Here is a 20,518-nt window from a genome sequence, read left to right as displayed (position 1 = left end):
GGAGACGCGGATGGCCCCGGCCGACTGGGTTCCGATTCTGGTGTTCCTCTCCATCACCGCGGGCGTGCTGGTGGCGGCGTCGCTCCTCGCGCCGTCCCGGGACCGGGACCGGGTGGCCGAGCGGGTCCGGGGCCTGTCCGCGGCCGGGCGGCAACGGGTCGCGGCCGGGTCGGTCGGCCGGCGGCTCCGCGGGTTCTTCACCCGGATGGCCGCGCCCCCGCCCCCGAACGACGCCCACGCCCCGGACCCGACCCGGCTCCGGCTCACCCAGGCCGGGTACGACGGCGCGCACGCCAGCGGCGTCCTGCGGGCCGTCCGACTGGCCCTCGTCGGTGCGCCGCTCGCGGCGGCCGGGGCCGCCGTCGCCGCCGGGGTGGTGAAACTCGAGGTCGGCGCGTTCGCCGGGCTGGGCCTCGCGGCGGCCGGGGTGATCGCCCCGGGGCTCTGGCTCGAGGCCCGCAAGAAGAAGCGCCAGAACGAACTCCGCCGCGGCCTGCCGGACTTCTTCGACGTGATCGTCCTGTGCGTCGAGGGCGGGATGTCGCTGCTGGCCGCGTGGCGGCGGGTGGCCGACGAGCTCCGGTCGGCGTACCCGACCCTCTGGCGGGAGCTGAAGTTGGTGGAGCACGAGGTCGAGATCGGCCGGGCGATGGGCGACGCGCTCCTGCGGTGCGGCGAGCGGACCGACCTGGACGAGGTGACGAGCCTGGCCTCCGTGGTCCGGCAGTCCGAGCGGGTCGGGACGGAACTCGCCCGGCCCATGCGGGACCTGTCCAACACCCTCCGCCTCCAGCGGGTCCAGCGGGCCGAGGAGGCTGCGCACAAGACGGCGACCAAGATCATGTTCCCGACCCTGCTGTTCATCTTCCCGTGCGTGTTCGCCGTGCTGCTCGGGCCGATGATCATCCAGGTCCTCGCCATGTTTTCGGGGGCCAAGAAGTGACCCACGCCCACCGCCGCCGCGGCCCCGCCCGGCGGGCCGTCGCGGCCGCGGAACTGGCCCTCGTGCTGCCCCTGCTCGTCGTCCTCATCGGGGGGTGCGTCGACTTCGGGCGGTTCTCGCACGTGAACATCACGGTCACCAACGCCGCCCGGGCCGGGGCCGAGTTCGGCGGCACGCACCCGTGCACCGCGGCCACCCTGGACCTCTGGGAGCAGAACGTCCGGCGGGCCGTCGCCGACGAGATGGGCGGACTGAAGCACTTCGACCCCGCCCACCTGACCGTCACGGTCGCCCGGGTCACCGCGGGCGACGCCCCGCGGGTCGAGGTGGACGTCTCGTACCCGTTCGAGACCGTCGGGCGGTGGCCCGGCCTCCCGGCGCGGCTGACCCTCCGGCGGGTCGTCGCGGTGCCGATGAGCCGCCCGTAGGCTGGCCGCGGCTTTGCCGCAAACTTCGAAGCACGAAATTCGAAGCACGAACAAAGCCTCTGAGACCCGTCAGTTTCGTTCGGATTTCGTGCTTCGAGTTTCGAATTTGGGGGCAACGCCCCCGACCTCACCCCGGCGACGGCCGCGGCCCGGAGCACGCACCATGCGATCCCGAACGACGCCCCGCCGCCGCGGCTCGACCGTGGTCGAGTCGGTCCTGGTCCTCGGCGTGTTCCTGACCCTGGTCGTGGGGATGCTGGACCTCGGCGTCGCCGTCCTCCGCCAGCACCAGGTGTCGTACGCCGTCCGCGGCGCGGCCCGGGCCGCCTCGGTCCGCGGCTCCGAGGCCGAGGCGCTCGGGGCCTGGGGGCCGGTCGCGGTCGGCCCGGTCCCGGCGAGCGGTGCCGGGCCGGTCCCCGCGGAGGTCCGCCGGCACCTGTGCGGCCTGGACCCGTCCGGCGTGACGATCCGGGTGGACTGGCCGGACGGGAGCAACGAACCGGGGTCCCGGGTCGTGGTGACCCTGGAGACGGCCCATCAGCCGACCATGACCTGGCTGTTCGGATCGGGGCCGATGGTGCTCCGGGCGGTTTCGACGGTGCCGATCTCCCACTGAGGCGAGGGCCACTGATGTTACAGTCACGCGCAAGGGGCGGGCGGGGCGGCAAGGTGCTCGTCCTGGTCGCCCTGCTGCTCCCGCCGATGTGCGGGATGGTCGGCCTGGTGATCGACGCCGGGGTGATGATGTCCACCCGCCGGCAGGCGCAGAACGCCGCCGACGCCGCCGCGCTCGCCGCGGCGCTGGGCCGCGTCGCCGGCCAGTCCGACGGGGCCGCGCTGGTCACGGCCACCGCGTTCGTCCAGTCCTACAACGGGCTGCCGGGCGCGACGGTCACCCTGAACTCCCCTCCGCTCGAGGGGGCGTACGCCGGGAACCCGGGCTACGTCGAGGTGATCGTGGAGGCGACGACAAAGGCGTGGTTCATCCCGGTCGTGGGCGGCCCCACCGCCCCGACCGTCCGGGCCCGCGCGGTCGCCGGCCCCCAGATGAAGGCGGCCAAGGACACGCTCATCGCCCTGGACCCGACGGCGATACCCGGGCTGTCGGTCGAGCGCACCACGCTGAAGGTGAAGGGGACGGCCTGGGTGAACTCGCAGGGGGGCGGGTCGGACAAGGCCGGCGGGGCGGTCAACCTGGGCTTCGCGAACTACGGCGCGCGGGTCCTCAACGGCGGCTCCGTGCAGGCGGAAACCCTGCGCCTGGTGGGCGGCGTGGACACGCCCAGCAGTTACCAGGCCCTCAACGGCGGCCCCGGGTTGAAGGCCCGCCAACTGCCCCTCAGCGACCCGCTCATCAACCTGCGGACGCCGACCACCGCCACCGGCGTTCTCGCCGTGTACCCGGGGGCCAACGGCGCCACGTTCCAGGCCCCCCAGCACGTCGTCGCCACCCTCGCGGGCAGCGGGAACGTCACCCTCGCGCCCGGCATCTACGGGTCGATCACCGTCACGGGTTCGGGGCCGGGCAGCGTCACGTTCCAGCCCGGCATCTACGTCCTGAGGGGCGGGAACGCCGCGGGCCACGCCCTCAACATCGACACCGGCGGGAAGGTGTTCGCAACCAGTGTGATGTTCTACAACACGGGCAGCAACTACGACCCCGCCACCGGCGCCCCCGACCGCGACGACGGCAACGTGCTCGGCACCGACGCGGGGGCCACCTTCGGCGACGTGTACATCAGCCCCGGCAGTTCGAGCGCGTCCGAGGTCACGAGCCTCGGCGACGCCGCCAGCCCGTTCTACGGGATGCTCCTCTACCACCGCCGCTGGAACGCGCGGCCCGTGGAGATCTACCTCCACAACGCCGACGACGACTACAAGGGCACGTTCTACGCCCGGTGGTCGAAGTTCACCGTCCGCGACCCGGGGAAGACGTTCTGCCAGATCATCGCGGGCAGCGTCCACTTCGTCACCACGTCCGGCAACGCATCGGTTACCATCGACGCCGGGCTCCAGGTCGGCAGCGCGAACCTGGTGTTCCTGGTAGAGTGACCGGGCCCCGACCGCGACCGGCCCCGCGCCCGATTCTCCGCGCTACCCAAGGAACCCCACTGTGCCCGGCACCGAACCCGTTGACCCGCCGATCCCGTCGCCAGGGGAACCGACGATCCAATCGTTGCAGCAACAGGCCCGCGACCTGGCCCGCTCCGTTGAAACCGTCCGCCAGCAGACCCTGGCGCAGTCGAACGAGCGGATCGACGCCCTGGAACAGAAGGCCCGCGACCTCGCCCGGTACGTCGAGACCACCCGGCAGCAGACCCTGTTGCAGGCGGACCGCAAGACCGAGGACCTGGAGCAGAAGGCCCGCGACCTCGCCAGCTTCGTGGACACGCTGCGGACCCAGACGCGGCTGCAGTCCGAGACGGAAATCGAGGCGCTGGGGCAGCGGGCCCGGGACCTGGCCGTCTCCGTGGAGGCCGTGCGCCGGGAGACGCGGCTCCGGTCGGAGTCGGAGATCGCGGCCCTGGGGCAGAAGGCGCGGGACCTGGCGGTCTCCGTCGAGACCGTGCGGGAGGAGACCCTGCTCCAGTCCGAGACGGAGATCGCGGCCCTGGGGCAGAAGGCCCGTGACCTGGCGGTCTCCGTCGAGACCGGGCGGGAACGGACCCTGCGCCAGTCGGACACCGAGATCGCGGCCCTGGGGCAGAAGGCGCGGGACCTGGCGGTCTCCGTCGAGACCGGGCGGGAGGAGGCCCTCCTGACCTCGGACGCCGAAATCAAGGGGCTCAAGCGGGACGCCCGGAACCTCGCCGCGTCGGTGGAAATCTCGCGGATCGAGACGCTCGTGGCCTCGGACAAGGTGATCCGCAAGCTCAACGCGGAGCTGGAGCAGCGGGTCCTGGAGCGGACCGGGCAACTGGAGGCGGCCAACAAGGAACTCGAGTCGTTCTCCTACTCCGTCTCGCACGACCTCCGCGCCCCCCTCCGGGCGATCGACGGGTTCTCCCGCATCGTGCTCGAGGACTTCGCCGCCGGCCTGCCCGACGAGGGCAAGCACTACCTGAAGCTGGTCCGCGACAACACCCGCCAGATGTCGCAACTCGTCGACGACCTGCTCGCGTTCTCGCGGCTGGGCCGCCTCGGCCTGACCAAGAAGGCCGTCGACACGGCCAAGATCGTGCGGCTGTGCCTCGCCGAGACGCAGAGCGACCAGGCCGCCCGCCAACTGGACATCGTCGTCGGCGACTTGCCGCCCTGTCAGGCCGACCCGACGCTGCTCAAGCAGGTCTGGATGAACCTGATCGCGAACGCCTTCAAGTACACCGGGAAGCGGGCGGCGGCGCGGGTCGAGGTCGGGTGCCGGACCCAGCCGCGGCCCCCGGCCGGCGGGGCGGCCCCCGCGGGCGGGGGGGCCACGGAGGCGGTATACTTCATCAAAGACAACGGCGCGGGCTTCGACATGAAGTACGTCGGCAAGCTGTTCGGCGTGTTCCAGCGGCTCCACCGCGCGACCGAGTACGACGGCACGGGCGTGGGCCTGGCCATCGTACAGCGGATCGTCCACCGGCACGGCGGGCGGGTCTGGGCCGAGGGCCGGGTCGACCACGGTGCCACCTTTTTCTTCACCCTCGAATGAGGAGCGACCGTGAACGAGCAGAGCGTCGAGATACTGTTGGTCGAGGACAACCCCAACGACGAGATGCTGGCCCTCCACGCCTTCAAGAAGCACAACCTGGCCAACAAGGTCCACGTGGTCCGCGACGGGGCGGAGGCGCTGGAGTTCCTGTTCTGCACCGGGGCGTACGCGGACCGCCCGTTCGAGAACCCGCGGGTGATCCTGCTCGACAAGAAGCTGCCGCTCGTGGACGGCATGGACGTGCTCCGCGAGATCCGCGCCGACCCGCGGACCCGCCTGGTCCCCGTGGTCATGCTCACCTCGTCGGCCGAGGACCGCGACGTCGTCGAGAGCTACCAGCTCGGCGTCAACAGCTACATCGTCAAGCCCGTGGACTTCGAGCAGTTCAGCGAGACCGCCCGCCAGCTCGGCTACTACTGGCTGCGGGTCAACAAGCAACCGAACGAGTGAAACCGAGTTCGGTTGATGGCTTCCTGTAGCCGGCCTCTGTGAGGCCGGTGCTTGGGGGACTCCCCGAGGCCCGGCCTCACAGAGGCCGGCTACAAAACAGCCACGAATCAATCGAACTCGGTATGAGTCCGGTCGCACCGGGGCGGACCGCCCCCAGGAGTGGAACGTGGGTACGCCGCTGCGGGTTCTGATCCTGGAGGACAACCCCTCGGACGCCGAGTTGATGCTCCACACCCTGCGCCGCGCCGGGTACGACCCGACCGGCGAGTGCGTCGAGACCGAGCGCGACTTCCGGGACCGGCTGGGCCCGTCCGTCGAGGTGATCCTGTCCGACTTCTCGATGCCGTCGTTCGACGCGCTGCGGGCGCTGGAGGTCATGCACGAGCGCCGGCTCGACATCCCGTTCATCCTCGTCTCGGGCAGCGTCGGCGAGGAGCGCGCCGTGCAGGTCATGCAGAACGGCGCGAGCGACTACATCATCAAGGACCGGATGGGGCGGCTCGGCCTGGCGGTCACGCAGGCGCTGGAGCGCCGGGCGAGCGCCGCGACGCTCAGCCAGGAGCGCCGGCTCGCCGAGGAGGCGCTGCAGAAGAGCGAGAGCCTGGTCCGCGAGCTCACGGCCCACATCCACCAGGTCCTGTGGGTGGTCGACGCCATTGAGTCCAAGGTCGCGTACGTCAGCGACGGGTACGAGGAACTGTGGGGCCGCTCCTGCCAGAGCCTCCTCGACAACCCCCGCACCTACATGGAGGGCATCCACCCGGCGGACCTGGACCAGTGGCGGCGGGCGGACGCCGCCATGTACGAGACGGGCCACATCGACACGGAGTTCCGCGTCCTCCGGCCCGACGGCTCGGTGCGGTGGGTGTGGTCGCGGGGCTCCCCGGTCCGGGAGAACGGGCGGGTCGTGCGGATCGTCGGCGTGGTCGAGGACGTCACCGAGAAGAAGCTGCTCGCGGCGGAGCGGGACGCCCTGCTCGCCCGGCTCCAGCTCCAGATCGAGCGGATGCCGCTGGCCTACCTGCTGAGCGGGCCGGACATGCGGTACACCCGCTGGAACCCCGCCGCCGAGCGCATGTTCGGGTTCTTCGAGGCCGAGGTGCTCGGCCGGCACCCGTGCGACACCGTCGTCCCCCCGCAGTCGGTCGACCTCGTGAACGGGATCTTCGCCCGACTGATGGCCGGCGACATGAACGCCCACGGCGTCAGCGAGAACGTCACCCGGGCCGGCCGGACCATCACCTGCGAGTGGCACAACACGCCCGTGTTCGACGCGGCCAACACGTTCCAGGGGGTCCTCTCGCTGGCCCAGGACATCACCGAGCGGCGGAGGGCCGAGGTCACGCTGGCCCTGCGGGACAGGGCGATCCAGGCGGTCAAGCAAGGGATCCTCATCACCGACCCGAACCAGCCGGACAACCCCATCATTTACGCCAGCCCCGGGTTCCTGCAGATGACCGGCTACGCGGCCGACGAGGTGCTCGGGCGGAACTGCCGGTTCCTCCAGGGGAGGGCCACCGACCCGGGGGCGGTGGCCCGGCTCCGCGAGGCCGTGAAACAAAAGCGGCCGTGCACGGTGGAACTGCTGAACTACCGCAAGGACGGGACGCCGTTCTGGAACGAGCTGTCGGTCTCCCCGGTCCAGGACGCGACCGGCCGGCTCACGCACTTCGTCGGGGCCGAGGTGGACGTGACCGAGCGGCGGCTCCTGGAGGAACAGTTGCGGCAGTCGCAAAAGATGGACGCCGTCGGACAGTTGGCCGGGGGCGTCGCGCACGACTTCAACAACCTGTTGACCATCATCAACGGGTACAGCGACCTGGTCCTGTCGCAGGCCCCGGAGGGCACCGAGACGTGGGAGTTCGCCCGCGAGATCAACCGCGCGGGCGGGCGGGCGGCGGCCCTGACCCAGCAGCTCCTGGCCTTCAGCCGGAAGCAGGTGCTGGAGACCAAGGTGCTGAGCCTCAACGCGATCGTGGCCGACACGGACCGGATGCTCCGGCGGCTCATCGGGGAGGACGTCTCCGTGTCCGCGGTCCTGGCCCCGGACCTCGGCCACGTGCGGGCCGACCCGGGTCAGATCGAGCAGGTCATCATCAACCTGGCGGTCAACGCCCGGGACGCCATGCCGCGGGGCGGCCGGCTGACGATCGAGACGGCCAACGCGGAGCTGGACCCGACCTACACCCAGACCCGCCCCGACCTGCGGCCCGGCCCCTACGTCCTGCTGGCCATGACCGACACGGGCACGGGGATGGACGCCGCGACGCGGGCCCGCATCTTCGAGCCGTTCTTCACGACCAAGTTGCCGGGGAAGGGGACCGGGCTCGGACTGGCCACCGTGTTCGGGATCATCAAGCAGAGCGGAGGCCACCTCGACGTGTACACCGAGGTGGGCCGCGGGACGACGTTCAAGATCTACCTGCCCCGCGTCGAGCCCGTGCCCGGGTCGGGGGCCGTCGCCCCCCGGAAGCCCCGGGCCGCACCGGGCACGCAGACGATCCTCCTGGCCGAGGACGAGCCGGCCCTGCGGGCGCTGGCCAGCCGGATCCTGGGCGGCCACGGGTACCGGGTCGTGGAGGCGAGCAACGGGGAGAGCGCCCTCTCCGCCGCGGAGGCGTTCGGGGGCACGATTCACCTCCTCGTGACGGACGTGGTCATGCCCGGCATGAGCGGCCGCCAGCTCGCCGAGCGGCTCGTCGCGGTCCGGCCCGCGGTCAAGGTCCTGTACGTGTCGGGGTACACCGACGACGCGGTCGTCCGCCACGGCATCTTGCAGGCCGAGACCCCGTTCCTGCAGAAGCCGTTCACGCCGGCCGCACTGATCCAGAAGGTGGCGGAAGTGATGGGGTAGCCGCGCCCGCTCGCGGCCCGCCGCGGCTCATTCTCGATCCGATTGATTCGTACCCGGCCCGGCCTCTGTGAGGCCGGTGCGAGTCCCACAGCACCGGCCTCACAGGGGCCGGCTACAGTTCACAATCAGCACGACTTGGTATCAGTCCCACGGGTGGTCACGGCGCCGTTGCGACGGCCGGGCGCGGCTTCAGCTTCACGCGGTGCGGGCCGTACGCCATCATCTTCGCGGGGACGTTGCGGACCACCGGTAGCGAGAGCGCCAGCCGCACGAACCACGGGAGCCGGAACTCCTTGCCCGTCAGCCCCGGCGCGGCGAGCTTGTTCTGCACCAGCGCCTGGAACTCCTGCACCCCCTTGACCCCCGGCTCCCGGAGCGCCTGCACGGCCGCCAGGTCCGCCTCGGCGACGGTGCCCTTCAGCAGCGGGTCGGTCAGCAGGTTCGCGGCGGCGATGGCGTCCTGGATCGCCACGTTGATCCCGACCCCGCCCACCGGCGACATGACGTGGGCCGCGTCGCCGATCAGCAGCAGCCCCGGCTTGTGCCACGTCGGCACCCGGCTCGACTCGACGTTCAGCACCGTCGCGTCCTTCCAGTCGCGGATCTCGCCCACGCGGTCGGAGAGCCACGGCACCTGCTCGCCCACGGCCGTGCGGAGCGCCTCGATCCCCGCGGTCTTCAGGGTCGAGAAGCTCCCCTTCAGGATGCAGTACCCGATCTGCCAGGCGTCGCCCCGGTCGAGCACCACGGCGAACCGCCCGCCCCCGACGAAGATCTCGGCGCACTCGGCCGGGTCGCCCGGCTTCTTGGTGAACCGGATCCACACCACGTCCATCGGCGGCGCCGTCTTGACCGGCTCGAACCCGGCCAGGTGCCGGACCTTCGAGAACCGCCCGTCGGCCGCGACCGTGAGCGGCGCGCGGACCTCGTGCCACTGGTTCGCGCCGTCGCGGTACCGCACCCCCGTCACCCGGCCGTCGGCGTCGACCAGCCGCTGGACGTTCGCCCGGAGCACGAGCCGGAAGTTCGGGTACCGCTTCGCCTCGTCGGCGAGCAGGTCCAGGAACTTCGCCTGCGAGACCGTGAGGACGTAGGGGAACCGCGTGGACAGCCGCGAGAAGTCGGCCATCACGTAGGCCCGCTCCTTCGTGCGGAGCAGCGCCTGCCGCATCTTCCCGTGCGGGATCGCGTGGAGCTTCTCCGCCAGGCCGATCTGGTCGAGCATCTCCAGGGTCGAGGGGTGGACCGTGTCGCCGCGGAAGTCGCGGTCGAAGTCGGCGTGCGACTCCAGCAGCGTGACCGCGACCCCGGCCCGCGCGAGGAGCAGCGCCAGCACCGTGCCCGCCGGCCCGCCCCCGACGACGCAGCACCCGGTCTCGGACGCGGACGCGACCACCTCGTCGGCACTTGACTCGGCCATTGCACGGGCTCCGCTCGGGACGGGGCGATTGGGTTCAGCGTGTGACATCGTTGTAGCGGAACGCACCGGTCCCCGAGGTGACAAAGTCGCCCCCCGGCGGAGTCGGAAATCGCGCTGCGGAATTGTTATTCATCATCATGTTCATCATGTTAGTCGATATCAGTCCCAGGCCCCAGGCCGAACACAGACCACCCACACCCCAGCCGGCGCAGCGGCTCGGAGCCAACGCGGAGCGAAACCATGATCCAGATCCAGTGGCAGGACCGCCTGCTGACCGCCCGGCGGAACGTGAGCCTGGGCGTGCGGCGGATCATCTTCCGCTCGCGGGACGAGGCGACGCTCGGGGCGGCCGTTCAGACCATCGCGACCGCGGCGGGGTTGGACGTTGCCAACGAGCACGCGACCCCGCAACCGGGGGACTTCTGGCTCGGGTGCTCGCCGCGGTTGGGGTGGGGGCAACTCGACCCGGACCTCGTCGGGTGGGCGTGCTCGGTCGAGGTGCCGCTGGCGCTGTCGGTGCTGCGGGCCGCGGCGGTACAGTCGCGGGCCGAGAGCGCCCGCGAGCGGGTCGAGGGGCGACCCGGGTTGCTGCTCGCGGTCGGGTGAGTGGGAGGGGGCGCCGGGGCGGTGCGGTCACTCGTCGGCCGCGTCCTCGGGCACGGGCTTGACCGGCTTCACGGGCTTGACCGGCTTGGCCGGTGTCGCCGGATCGCCCGCCGGGGTGACGACCTTGCGGGCCGGCCCGCTCCGCGGCCCGCCCGCCCTGGGTTCGTCCGCCTCGTCGTCGGGCGGGGGAGCGGGGGCCTTCCGCACCGGGCCGCTCCGCGGGTGCGGCCCGGACCGGGGCGGGCCCTTGGGGGCGGCCTTCGGGGGCGGGGCGGCGGCGTCGGCGGCCTCGCGGAGCTTCTTCCGCGCCCGCGACAGCACGGCCCCGATGGTGTTCACGGGCACCTCGGTCTCGGTGCTGATCTCCTCGTAGGTCCGGCCCTCCAGGTAGTAGAGCCGCACGATCTCGCGCTCCTTCCCGGACAGCGCCCGCAGCAGCCGCTCGACCTCGTCGAGGCTCTCCATCCCCTTGAGCGCGGCCGGCGCGGCGTCCGGCGGCTCGTCCCCTTCGAGCCGGGCCGCGCCGCGGTTCTTCTGCCGCCGGGCGAGTTCCTGGATGCAGATGCGGCGGGACACGACGGTGAGGTACGTCGCCAGGCTCGACGCGCCGCGGAACTCGCGGAGCACGCGGAAGTCGTTGGCGACGATCTTCAGCAACACTTCTGCGGCGATGTCCTCGGTGTCCTCCGGGCTGATGTGGGTGCTGCGGAGGTGGGCGGTGTACCCGATGACGTGGTAGACGAGGCTCAGGAACCGGTCCACGAAATCGTTCCACGACCCGGGGGCGCGGCCGAGGCACCGCTTGAGCAGGTCGCGGTCTACCGCGGTGAACGGATTGGGGTCCACGGTCACAGCCCCTGGGGAGGAGAGTGGGATGAAGTGGTTAGGATGAGTGTAGCGTGCCGCTCCGAGCCGCTCAATGCTCGGCGCGCCAGTTCTCTTACGGCCATCTTATCCCGCGCCGCGCGACCGACACAACCGCGCCCGTCGCCGAGCGTGCGACCGTGACGCTCCGGCGGTCGAAAATCTTTACCGCAGTTGCAGCGGGCTGGGGCGGGAGAACGGTCTGGGGTGAGCGCCCGCGAAGGGGCGGTGCCCCGCCCCCTCGCGGGCGCTCGGGGTTCGCCCGGAACCCGGCTCGCCTCGATCCCCGCGCGCTTTTCCCTTGCACCGCCGCCGGGGCGCGGGATGATTGCCGTACCCGCCCGCCGGGCGTTCCGCCCGCGCCCGCAGGAGCCTCCCCCATGCTCCGCGTCCTCGGCAACCGCAAGACGCTCTGCAACGGCGTCACCCGCCGCGACCTCCTGACCGCCGGGGCCGCCCTCGGCCTGTCGCTCCCCGCGTTCCTCCGCCACCAGCAGGCCGCACGCGCCGGCGAGCCGGGGCCGAAGCGCGACGCCTCGTTCGGCCGGGCGAAGTCGTGCATCTTGTTGTTCCTCTACGGCTCGCCGAGCCAACTCGAACTCGCGGACATGAAGCCGGACGCGCCGGTCGAGGTGCGGGGCGAGCTGAAGGGCATCCGGTCCACGCTGCCGGGGTGCGACGTGTGCGAGTTGCTCCCGCACACGAGCCGGGTGATGCACAACGTCACCGTGGTGCGGTCGGTCACGCACAAGTACCCGATCCACGGCGTCGCGTACGCGACCACGTCCGTCGAGGACATCGACGTGGCGATGGAGCTGAGCCCGCAGGACGCCCGGCACTGGCCGTTCATCGGGTCGGTCGTGTCGCACCTGGAGCAGCGGGCGCGCCCGGCGTCGGCCCGGAAGCCGGTGCCGGACAACGTCGCGCTCCCGTTCCCGTTCAGCAGCCGGCGGACCGGCGAGGTGCAGCGGGCCGGCCCGTACCCGGCGTTCCTCGGCCGCCGGTTCGCGCCGCACTTCACGACCTTCCATGGGACGGCGACCGCGAAGGTCACCAAGACGCTGAGCCCGAACACCGTCGAGTTCGACGAGCCCTACGCCGGCACCGCCCCCGACGCCTACTTCTCGCTGGGCGGCGAGGGGGCGGCCGACATCACCCTCGACCGCGTGACGACCCGCAAGTCGCTCCTCGACCAGATGGAGGCCGCCCGCCGGCTCCGCGACCGCACCGACACGGGCGACCCGTTCCGCGAGCTGGCGTACACGCTGATCGGCTCGGAGAAGGTGCGGCAGGCGCTCGACGTTCGTCGTGAGGCCGCCAAGACCCGTGATGCCTACGGCCACATGCTGTTCGGCCAGAGCTGCCTCGCGGCCCGGCGGCTGGTCGAGGCCGGGAGCAAGTTCGTGACGGTGTTCTGGGACGAGTTCGGGCTCGCCGGCTCCGGGTGGGACACGCACTGGGAGCACTACCCGCGGATGCGGAACGAGCTGATGCCGGGGTTCGACCGCGGGTTCTCGGGGCTCATTGCCGACCTCGACCAGCGCGGGACGCTCGACGAGACGCTCGTGATGGTGCTGAGCGAGCACGGCCGCACGCCCAAGCTCAGCACGGGGAAGGGCGGGGGCCGCGACCACTGGGCGCAGGCGTACTCGGTGCTGCTGGCCGGCGGCGGGATCGCCCGCGGCCGCGTGGTCGGCAAGACCGACAGCATCGGCGGCACGGTCGCCGACCGGCCGGTGTCGCCGAAGGACCTGCTCGCGACCGCGTACCACCTGCTCGGGTACGACCCGGAGACGCTGCTCACCGACCGCGCCGGCCGGCCCGTGCCCCTCGTCCCCGGCGGGCAGGTGCTCCGCGACGTGCTGGCGTGATGCGGGCGAAGGCACCGCCTGTGGCTCAAAGACCTGTTGACCTTATCTCCACAAAATTGGAGCGAGATGCGGGCGGTTCAGGATCGGTCGAGCCGACGGGCGAGGAAGAGAAGGATCGCGAACTGAAGTAAAAAGCTCGGGGCGAAGAGTACGAACACAACACCGGGTACCAATTCCCACCCCAGTTCTTCCTGCGCAACCCTGGCCAGAGTGAGCCCGACGGTCGCAACCGCGAGGTGGGCTCCGCCAAACCAATAGGAGTACGGCCGAACCGGTGCGATCTTGTTCAATTCGCGTTGCGCTTCCCAGAGTTTCGACCAGAACATGCTGCCCCCGTGCCGCTGTACTGAAATCATCTTTCGATATGCCGGTGGTAGTGCCGCGGGAACACGATCAGCGTGTGCCGGGACTCAGTTCTTCTTCTTCTCGCCGGCGAGGCGGAACGAGTTCCAGAACCGGCCGGTGTTCGCCGCGCGGACGCCCTCCTCGGGGCCCGCGACCATCAGCCCGAACGCGCGGTCGCCGGCCGCGAACAGCCGCACCCGCGCCCCGACCTTGTCCTTCCAGTCCACTTCCAGGCCGATCGTCAACTCGCGGACGGTCGCCGGCCCGACCTTGAACGTGCGCTCGGACTCGACCGTCGCCTTGGCGGGGCCGGCGGCCTCGGCGAGCAGCGCGGCCCGCGTGGCGTCGAGCGCGGCCTCGGCCGCCTTCTCCTCGGGCGGGCCGGCGACGGGCGTCACCGCGACCAGGTACGTCACCCGCTCGGCCTCGCTCCTCACCACCTGGACCGTCGTGGCGTCCCGCTTCCGCTCCTCGGGCCGGCCGGGCATGTCGACGCCGAACCCGCTCGCCTTGTCGGAGTACCGCTCCCACCGGCTCCGCTTGAGCGTGAACACCTCGGTGTCGCCGCCGGCCCTCGTGGCGAAGTCGGTCGGGCGGTTCGGGCCGATGCTCAGGCACAGCGTCAGGTCGTCGCCGTCGAACCGGTAGACCCCGCGGATGGTGACGGCCTTGGCCGTCAGGTCGATCGCCCCCGGCGACTTGGTGGGGTCGAGCGCCCACGCGAACTCGATCGGCGCGTGCTTCCCCTCCTTGAGTGTCGCCTTGTCCTTCGTGAACGTGAGCGTGTTGCCGCGGTAGTTCGCCTCGGGCTCGGCCTTTCCGCCGGCCTCGAGCCCGACGATGAGCCACGTCCCCTCGACGAGGTCGGCGTCGGTCCGGGCCTTCGACCCGGCCCTTCGGCCCGGCTCGGCGGGCTGGTCGGCGACCGCGGAGGCGAGCCCCGCGAGGAGCAGGGCGAGGGACGCGAACCGCATGGCGTGCTCCGGGAGGTGGGCGCACCCCCAGCGTACCCGCTCCCGGCCCGGAAGGCGACCCACTCGTTACCCGGAGAACCGTTACACCCGGCCCCCGCGGGTCGCGGCCGCCCGGTCGGGGACGGGTGCGGGAGCCGGGGCGGATGGCACCGGCTTTACCGACTGCGTAAAATCGGCGTACCGGGCCACCCGCTGCCACCCCCCGAGAGTTCCCCGTGCGACCACACACCCGCCCCGGCCACCGGCCGGCGTTCGTCCTCCTCGCGGCGCTGATCCTCGCGCTCCCCGCCGGCGGCCGCGCCGGCGACCCGGAACTCGAGCAGGTCCGCAAGGAGATCGCCGACGTCGAGAAGCAGATCCTCGACCTCGGCCGGAAGTTGGAGGAGCTGAAGTACCTCGCGGCGCACCCGCCGGCGCAGGGCGTCGTGCCCGCGGCCGCCGTGACGAAGCTCAACTGGCGGTGCGTCGGCCCGGCGAACATGGGCGGCCGCATCACCGCCGTCGCCGTCGTCGAGACCGACCCCTCGACGTACTACGTCGCGACCGCGTCCGGCGGGCTCCTCAAGACCACCAACAACGGCGTCACCTTCGCCCACCTGTTCGACCGCGAGGCGACCGTCTCGATCGGCGACGTCGCCGTCGCCCCGACGGACCCGAACGTCGTCTGGGTCGGCACCGGCGAGAACAACCCGCGGAACTCGGTGTCCTACGGCGACGGCGTGTACAAGAGCACCGACGGCGGCAAGACCTGGAAGAACATGGGGCTGAAGCAGTCGTTCCAGATCGGCAAGGTGCTGGTCCACCCGAAGGACGCGAACACCGTGTACGTCGCGGCGCTCGGCCGGCTCTACGGCCCGAACGAGGAGCGCGGCCTGTTCAAGACCGAGGACGGCGGGAAGACCTGGAAGAAGGTCCTGTACGTCGACGACCGCACCGGCGCGATCGACCTCCGCATGGACCCGTTCGACCCGGACGCGCTGCTCGTCGGCATGTGGGAGCGGAAGCGGGACGGGTTCGACGGCTCGTTCGGCGACGCGAAGGACTGGCCCAGCCCGGACCAGTACGGCCCCGAGACGACCTACGGCCCCGGCGGCGGGCTGTTCAAGAGCACCGACGCCGGGAAGACGTGGACTAGGCTCACCGACGCGAAGCTCAAGAACGGCCTGCCCACCGTGAAGACCGGCCGCATCGGGCTCGACTACTCCCGGAAGACCAAGGGGCTCGTGTACGCGATCATCGACACCGAGAGCGTCGGCAAGGGCCGGCCCCCGCTCACCGTGTACCTCGGCATCTCCAGCGACACCGACAAGGGCGGCGGCGTGAAGATCGAGTCGGTCGTCGAGGACGGCTCGCTCGGCAAGGCGGGGGTCAAGGACGGCGACGTGATCGTCGCGCTCGACGGCGCGAAGCTCCCGGACTACGACACGCTGATCGACGTGATGTCGCGGAAGAAGCCGGACGACGTGGTGAAGGTCACCGTGAGGCGCGGCGACAAGGAACTGACGCTCGACGTGAAGCTCGTGGCCCGGCAGACCCCGGAGCGGCCGACCGGCCCGCCGAGCCTCGGCGTCCAGCTCGGGAGCGGGCTCGTCGTGACCGGCGTGGCCCCGGACGGCACGGCCGCCAAGGCCGGGGTGAAGGCCGGCGACACGGTCGTCGCGCTCGGCGGCACGAAGGTCGCCGACAACAAGGAACTGACCACGGCGCGCACGAAGCTGAAGGTCGGCGACAAGGTGAAGCTCGGCGTCACCCGCGAGGGCAAGCCGCTGGAGCTGGAACTCACCCTCGGGGCGGCCACCAGGGCGGTCCCGGCGTCGCGGCCGTTCCAGCTCCAGCCGGTCGTCGGCGGGCAGCAGCCGAACGTGCAGAAGGACCAGGGCAAGGACGGGTTCCAGACCGGCGGCGTGTACGCGAGCAGGGACGGCGGCGGGACGTGGACCCGCGTGAACAGCCTGAACCCGCGGCCGTTCTACTACGGCCAGGTGCGGTGCGACCCGAACGACGAGAAGGTCGTGTACGTCCTCGGCGACCTGCAACTGTGGCGGAGCGCCGACGGCGGCGCGAAGTTCGCCAGTTCGCCGGTCGGGGGCGTCCACCCGGACCACCACGCGCTGTGGATCGACCCGCGGGACAGCCGGCACATGATCCTCGGGGGCGACGGCGGGTTCTACAGCACCTACGACCGCGGGGCCGTGTGGGACCACCACAACAACTTCGCGATCGGCCAGTTCTACCACGTCGCGGTGGACAACAAACGGCCGTACAACGTGTACGGCGGGCTCCAGGACAACGGCTCGTGGGGCGGCCCGAGCCAGGCGCTCCGCGGCACCGGCCCGACCAACGACGACTGGCTGTTCCTCAACGGCGGCGACGGGTTCGTGATGCGGGCGGACCCGAGCGACCCGGACGTGGTGTACGCCGAGAGCCAGAACGGCGGCATGAACTGGCGGAACCTGCGGACCGGCGAGAGCCGCGGGATCGGCCGCGGGCCGGTCAAGCCCGGCGAGCCGCTGCGGTACAACTGGAACACCCCGTTCATCCTCTCGGGCCACAACCCCGGGATCCTCTACAGCGGCTCGCAGTACGTGTTCCGCTCGGTGTTCCGCGGCGGCGACCTCAAGGCGATCAGCCCCGAGTTGCCGCTCTCGGCGAAGGGGACGATCTCCGCGATCGCCGAGAGCCCGAAGAGCGCCGACGTCCTGTGGGCCGGCACCGACGACGGCAACCTGTGGGTCACCCGCGACGGCGGCGGGAAGTGGGAGAGCGTGCTCGACAAGCTCAAGGCGGCCGGGCTGCCGGGGCCGCGGTGGGTGTCGAGCATCGAGCCGAGCCGCGTCGCCGAGGGCCGGTGCTACGTGTGCCTCGACGCGCACCGGTCCGACGACGACCGGCCGTACCTGTTCGTGACCGAGGACCACGGCGCGACCTGGAAGCCGCTCGCCGCGAACCTCCCGGCGTTCGGCTCGACCCGCGTGCTCCGCGAGGACGTCACGAACCCGAGCGTGCTGTACTGCGGCACCGAGTTCGGCCTCTGGGCGTCGGTGAACCGCGGCGCGTCGTGGGCGAACATCAACAACAACCTCCCGACGGTCGCGGTCCACGAGGTCGCGCAGCCGACGACCGCGAGCGACATCGTCGTCGGCACGCACGGCCGCAGCGTGTGGATCCTGGACGCGTCGAGCATCCGCCAGATGACGCCGCGGACCGAGACCGTCGGCAAGGACGAGAGGACCGTCGACCCGCTCAAGGAGCCGGTGACGCTGTTCGCGCCGCCGACCGCGGTGCGGTGGAAGTTCGAGGCCGGCCGCGAGTCGCCGTACTCGAAGGACGCGCGGAAGTTCTACGGCACCAACCCGGCGCCCGGGGCCGCGTTCGAGTACCTCGTCACGAAGCCGGGCAAGGCCGCGGCGCTGAAGGTGACCGACGCGCTCGGGGCCACCGTGAAGGAGTTCCGCACCGCCCCGGCCGACGCCGGGTTCCACCGGTTGCAGTGGAACCTGAGCGGGCCGAAGGGCGGCACCGTGCCGGCGGGCACGTACCGCGTGACGCTGACCGTCGACGGCAAGGAGTTCACCCGCGGGCTGACGGTCGAGAACGACCCGAAGGCCGACCCGAAGGCGGTGATCTCGTTCGACGTCAAGCGGCGGCGGTACGAGGAGAAGCAGGACGACTTCGACCGCGAACTCGAGGAGCGCGAGACCCTGCCGCGGGTGAACGAGGACTGACGCGGACCCAGGGTTGACACCCTGGGCTACTGGCTGTCGCCCCTTCGGGGCTTGGTGGTTGGAGTCCCGGAGGGACGGCAGTGCGTAGCCCAGGGTGTCAACCCTGGGTGAATCACCCCCGGCCCCTTGCCCCGGTGCGGCGTTGCGGTCACACTATCCTCGCTCTCACCCCCGCGAGGTACCCCCGCAATGACGCGCGTCTTCTCCCTCACCCTGCTCCTGGCGGCGACCGCACCCGCGGGCGCGGCCGAGAAAAAAGCCGACCCGCCCCAGACCATCGTCACCGGGCTGGTGAACCCCGAGTCGGTGTGCGTCGGCCCCGGCGGCCGGGTGTTCGTCACCGTCATCGGCGAGTTCAACACGGACGGCGACGGCTCGGTCGTCGCGCTCGAGCCGGGCGGCAAGGCGGTCCCGTTCGTGACCGGCCTCGACGACCCCAAGGGGATCGTCGCGCACCAGAAGTTCCTCTACGTCACCGACAAGACCCGCGTGGTCCGCATCGACGCGACCGCGAAGGAGCCGAAGGTCGAACTCCTCGCGCCGGCGAACGCCTTCCCGGTGCCGCCGGTCTTCCTGAACGACGTCGCCGTCGATCCCGAGAGCGGGATGGTGTACGTCACCGACTCGGGCACCCGCGACAAGGAGAACCCGTCGAAGGGGGCGCTCTACCGCATCACCCCGAACGGCCTCGTTTCGACGATCATCGACGAGAAGAAGCTCCCGGGCCTCAAGATGCCCAACGGTGTGCAGATGGACGGCGCGTCGCACCTCCTCCTCGCCGACTTCCTGGCCGGCACCCTGTACCGCGTCAAGCTCGCCGACTCCAGCTACGAGAAGCTCGCCGAGGGGATGCCCGGGGCCGACGGGATCACCTGGAACCAGCACGGGCAACTGTTCGTGACGAGCAACATGACGGGCACGGTGTTCGGCATCAACCGCCCCGGCGACAAGCCGGTCGAGATCCTCACGACCGCGTCCAAGTCGGCCGCCGACAGTTGCCTCGACCCGACCGGGAAGCTCATCCTGGTCCCCGACATGAAGGCCGGCACCGTGTTCGCCATCCCGGCGCAGGTCCCCGGGTTCGAGGTCGACACCGCCCCGTTCGCGCTCAAGACCGAGGCCGCGTTCCCGGACCTGAAGTGGACCGGGTGGAGCGCCGAGACCGCGACCGGCAAGGTGAACGCGCTGCGGCCGATCGTGCTGACGCACGCCAACGACGGCAGCAACCGCGTCTTCGTCGCCACCCAGCAGGGGGTCCTGCACAGCTTCGCGAACGACCCGAAGGCGACCGAGACGAAGGTGGTGCTCGATATCCAGGACCGCGTGCAGTACGACGACAAGACCAACGAGGAGGGGCTCCTCGGGCTGGCGATGCACCCGGACTTCAAGAAGACCGGCGAGGTGTTCGTCTTCTACACGCCCAAGGGCGAGAAGCGGGCGAACGTGGTGTCGCGGTTCCGGGCGTCGAAGGACGACCCGACGAAGCTCGACCCGGCCTCGGAAGAGGTGCTGCTCAAGTACACGAACCGGCCGTTCTGGAACCACGACGGCGGCACCATCGCGTTCGGCCCGGACGGGCTCCTCTACGTCGTCCACGGCGACGGCGGCTCGGGCAACGACCCGTTCGACAACGGCCAGAAGCTCAGCAACTGGTTCGGCAAGATCCTCCGCATCGACGTGAACACCAAGGCCGACGGGAAGAACTACGGCGTCCCGAAGGACAACCCGTTCGTCGGCGTGAAGGACGCGCTCCCGGAAATCTACGCGCACGGGCTCCGGAACCCGTGGCGGATCGCGTTCGACCGCAAGACTGGGCAGCTCTGGTGCGCCGACGTGGGCCAGAACCTGTACGAGGAGATCAACCTCATCGAGAAGGGCGGGAACTACGGCTGGAACCGCCGCGAGGGGCTGCACCCGTTCGGCGCGAAGGGGAGCGGGCCGGCGAAGGAGTTCGTCGACCCGATCTGGGAGTACAGCCACGACGTCGGCAAGTCGGTCACCGGTGGCACCGTGTACCGCGGCAAGGCGCTGCCGGACCTGGAGGGGCACTACCTGTACGCCGACTACGTCACGTCGAAGATCTGGGCGCTGAAGTACGACGACAAGGCGAAGCGGGTCACGGCCAACAAGCCGGTCCCGGACCCGACGAAGCCGGTGCTGTCGTTCGGCGAGGACGAGCAGGGCGAGCTGTACTTCCTGGTCGTCGCACCCAACGGCCGCGGGATCTACCGGTTCGTGAAGTGACGAAGAGAAGAGATTGATCCGCAGATTACGCAGATGGACGCAGATTTTCAGACAGAGGACAGAAGTCAGAGATCAGTGAGCAACCAGCGGGTATGCTGCTCTGTCCTCTGTCCTCTGTCCTCTGTCCTCTGTCCTCTGTCCTCTGTCCTCTGTCCTC

General features: G+C 70.9%; 15 protein-coding genes. 11 read left to right on the top strand and 4 right to left on the bottom strand.

Annotated features, from left to right (window positions below):
* The first annotated feature begins 10 nt into the window (after window positions 1-10).
* The 7 genes from ACTIGN_RS27660 to ACTIGN_RS27630 all read left to right on the top strand — a co-directional run bounded on the left by ACTIGN_RS27660 (window position 11) and on the right by ACTIGN_RS27630 (window position 8,312).
* Window positions 11-943 carry a type II secretion system F family protein gene (locus ACTIGN_RS27660; RefSeq protein ID WP_439629973.1) on the top strand — a complete coding sequence of 311 codons (933 nt, stop codon included), beginning with the start codon at window positions 11-13 and terminating at the stop codon, window positions 941-943.
* Window positions 940-1,371 (top strand): TadE/TadG family type IV pilus assembly protein, encoded by a 432-nt coding sequence (locus ACTIGN_RS27655; protein WP_439629971.1) that lies wholly within the window; start codon window positions 940-942, stop codon window positions 1,369-1,371. Before ACTIGN_RS27660 ends, ACTIGN_RS27655 begins: the two co-directional genes overlap by 4 nt.
* Before the next feature lie 163 nt (window positions 1,372-1,534).
* Window positions 1,535-1,987: a TadE/TadG family type IV pilus assembly protein gene (locus ACTIGN_RS27650; protein WP_439629969.1), complete on the top strand. Its 453-nt coding sequence runs from the start codon at window positions 1,535-1,537 to the stop codon at window positions 1,985-1,987.
* 14 nt (window positions 1,988-2,001) lie between these two features.
* Complete coding sequence (locus ACTIGN_RS27645; protein WP_439629965.1) at window positions 2,002-3,423, top strand: pilus assembly protein TadG-related protein; 1,422 nt, start codon at window positions 2,002-2,004, stop codon at window positions 3,421-3,423.
* 61 nt (window positions 3,424-3,484) lie between these two features.
* Window positions 3,485-5,008 carry a sensor histidine kinase gene (locus ACTIGN_RS27640; RefSeq protein WP_439629963.1) on the top strand — a complete coding sequence of 508 codons (1,524 nt, stop codon included), beginning with the start codon at window positions 3,485-3,487 and terminating at the stop codon, window positions 5,006-5,008.
* A gap of 9 nt (window positions 5,009-5,017) precedes the next feature.
* Window positions 5,018-5,458 carry a response regulator gene (locus ACTIGN_RS27635; protein ID WP_439629961.1) on the top strand — a complete coding sequence of 147 codons (441 nt, stop codon included), beginning with the start codon at window positions 5,018-5,020 and terminating at the stop codon, window positions 5,456-5,458.
* Window positions 5,459-5,624: 166 nt separating this feature from the next.
* Window positions 5,625-8,312, top strand: coding sequence for a PAS domain S-box protein (locus ACTIGN_RS27630; RefSeq protein WP_439629959.1), 2,688 nt, complete (start codon window positions 5,625-5,627; stop codon window positions 8,310-8,312).
* Window positions 8,313-8,469: 157 nt separating this feature from the next.
* On the opposite strand, the gene ACTIGN_RS27625 is transcribed toward ACTIGN_RS27630, so the two are convergent.
* Complete coding sequence (locus ACTIGN_RS27625; protein WP_439629957.1) at window positions 8,470-9,732, bottom strand: FAD-dependent oxidoreductase; 1,263 nt, start codon at window positions 9,730-9,732, stop codon at window positions 8,470-8,472.
* A 240-nt stretch (window positions 9,733-9,972) separates the two neighbouring features.
* On the opposite strand from ACTIGN_RS27625, the gene ACTIGN_RS27620 reads away from it, so the two are divergent.
* Entirely contained in the window at window positions 9,973-10,338 is a 366-nt protein-coding gene (locus tag ACTIGN_RS27620) for a hypothetical protein (RefSeq protein ID WP_439629955.1), read from the top strand.
* A 27-nt stretch (window positions 10,339-10,365) separates the two neighbouring features.
* On the opposite strand, the gene ACTIGN_RS27615 is transcribed toward ACTIGN_RS27620, so the two are convergent.
* A complete protein-coding gene (locus tag ACTIGN_RS27615; RefSeq protein ID WP_439629953.1) occupies window positions 10,366-11,184 on the bottom strand; it encodes an RNA polymerase sigma factor in 819 nt (272 codons plus the stop codon).
* Window positions 11,185-11,582: 398 nt separating this feature from the next.
* Here ACTIGN_RS27615 and ACTIGN_RS27610 point away from each other — a divergent pair, with 398 nt between their 5' ends.
* The gene (locus ACTIGN_RS27610) at window positions 11,583-13,073 is read left to right on the top strand and encodes a DUF1501 domain-containing protein (RefSeq protein WP_439629951.1); all 1,491 of its coding nucleotides are present in this window, start codon (window positions 11,583-11,585) and stop codon (window positions 13,071-13,073) included.
* A gap of 77 nt (window positions 13,074-13,150) precedes the next feature.
* On the opposite strand, the gene ACTIGN_RS27605 is transcribed toward ACTIGN_RS27610, so the two are convergent.
* A complete protein-coding gene (locus ACTIGN_RS27605) occupies window positions 13,151-13,399 on the bottom strand; it encodes a hypothetical protein (RefSeq protein WP_439629949.1) in 249 nt (82 codons plus the stop codon).
* Between the two features lie 84 nt (window positions 13,400-13,483).
* Window positions 13,484-14,392: a TIGR03067 domain-containing protein gene (locus tag ACTIGN_RS27600; RefSeq protein WP_439629947.1), complete on the bottom strand. Its 909-nt coding sequence runs from the start codon at window positions 14,390-14,392 to the stop codon at window positions 13,484-13,486.
* A gap of 215 nt (window positions 14,393-14,607) precedes the next feature.
* On the opposite strand from ACTIGN_RS27600, the gene ACTIGN_RS27595 reads away from it, so the two are divergent.
* Together ACTIGN_RS27595 and ACTIGN_RS27590 are read left to right on the top strand one after the other, a co-directional pair.
* Window positions 14,608-18,117, top strand: coding sequence for a PDZ domain-containing protein (locus ACTIGN_RS27595; protein ID WP_439629945.1), 3,510 nt, complete (start codon window positions 14,608-14,610; stop codon window positions 18,115-18,117).
* 189 nt (window positions 18,118-18,306) lie between these two features.
* A complete protein-coding gene (locus ACTIGN_RS27590; protein WP_439629944.1) occupies window positions 18,307-20,361 on the top strand; it encodes a PQQ-dependent sugar dehydrogenase in 2,055 nt (684 codons plus the stop codon).
* Window positions 20,362-20,518: the final 157 nt, after the last annotated feature.

The organism is Gemmata sp. (genome assembly GCF_051859125.1).
Taxonomy (GTDB): domain Bacteria; phylum Planctomycetota; class Planctomycetia; order Gemmatales; family Gemmataceae; genus Gemmata.
Note: the sequence above shows the minus strand (reverse complement) of the source record. Positions and strands in the feature narration are given on the sequence as shown.

Excerpts from the sequence above, each read along its gene's own strand:
- ACTIGN_RS27590 (WP_439629944.1), top strand. The coding sequence starts at position 18,307 with ATGACGCGCGTCTTCTCCCTCACCCTGCTCCTGGCGGCGACCGCACCC.
- ACTIGN_RS27620 (WP_439629955.1), top strand. The coding sequence starts at position 9,973 with ATGATCCAGATCCAGTGGCAGGACCGCCTGCTGACCGCCCGGCGGAAC.
- ACTIGN_RS27660 (WP_439629973.1), top strand. The coding sequence starts at position 11 with ATGGCCCCGGCCGACTGGGTTCCGATTCTGGTGTTCCTCTCCATCACC.
- ACTIGN_RS27605 (WP_439629949.1), bottom strand. The coding sequence starts at position 13,399 with ATGTTCTGGTCGAAACTCTGGGAAGCGCAACGCGAATTGAACAAGATC.
- ACTIGN_RS27650 (WP_439629969.1), top strand. The coding sequence starts at position 1,535 with ATGCGATCCCGAACGACGCCCCGCCGCCGCGGCTCGACCGTGGTCGAG.
- ACTIGN_RS27610 (WP_439629951.1), top strand. The coding sequence starts at position 11,583 with ATGCTCCGCGTCCTCGGCAACCGCAAGACGCTCTGCAACGGCGTCACC.
- ACTIGN_RS27600 (WP_439629947.1), bottom strand. The coding sequence starts at position 14,392 with ATGCGGTTCGCGTCCCTCGCCCTGCTCCTCGCGGGGCTCGCCTCCGCG.
- ACTIGN_RS27625 (WP_439629957.1), bottom strand. The coding sequence starts at position 9,732 with ATGGCCGAGTCAAGTGCCGACGAGGTGGTCGCGTCCGCGTCCGAGACC.
- ACTIGN_RS27645 (WP_439629965.1), top strand. The coding sequence starts at position 2,002 with ATGTTACAGTCACGCGCAAGGGGCGGGCGGGGCGGCAAGGTGCTCGTC.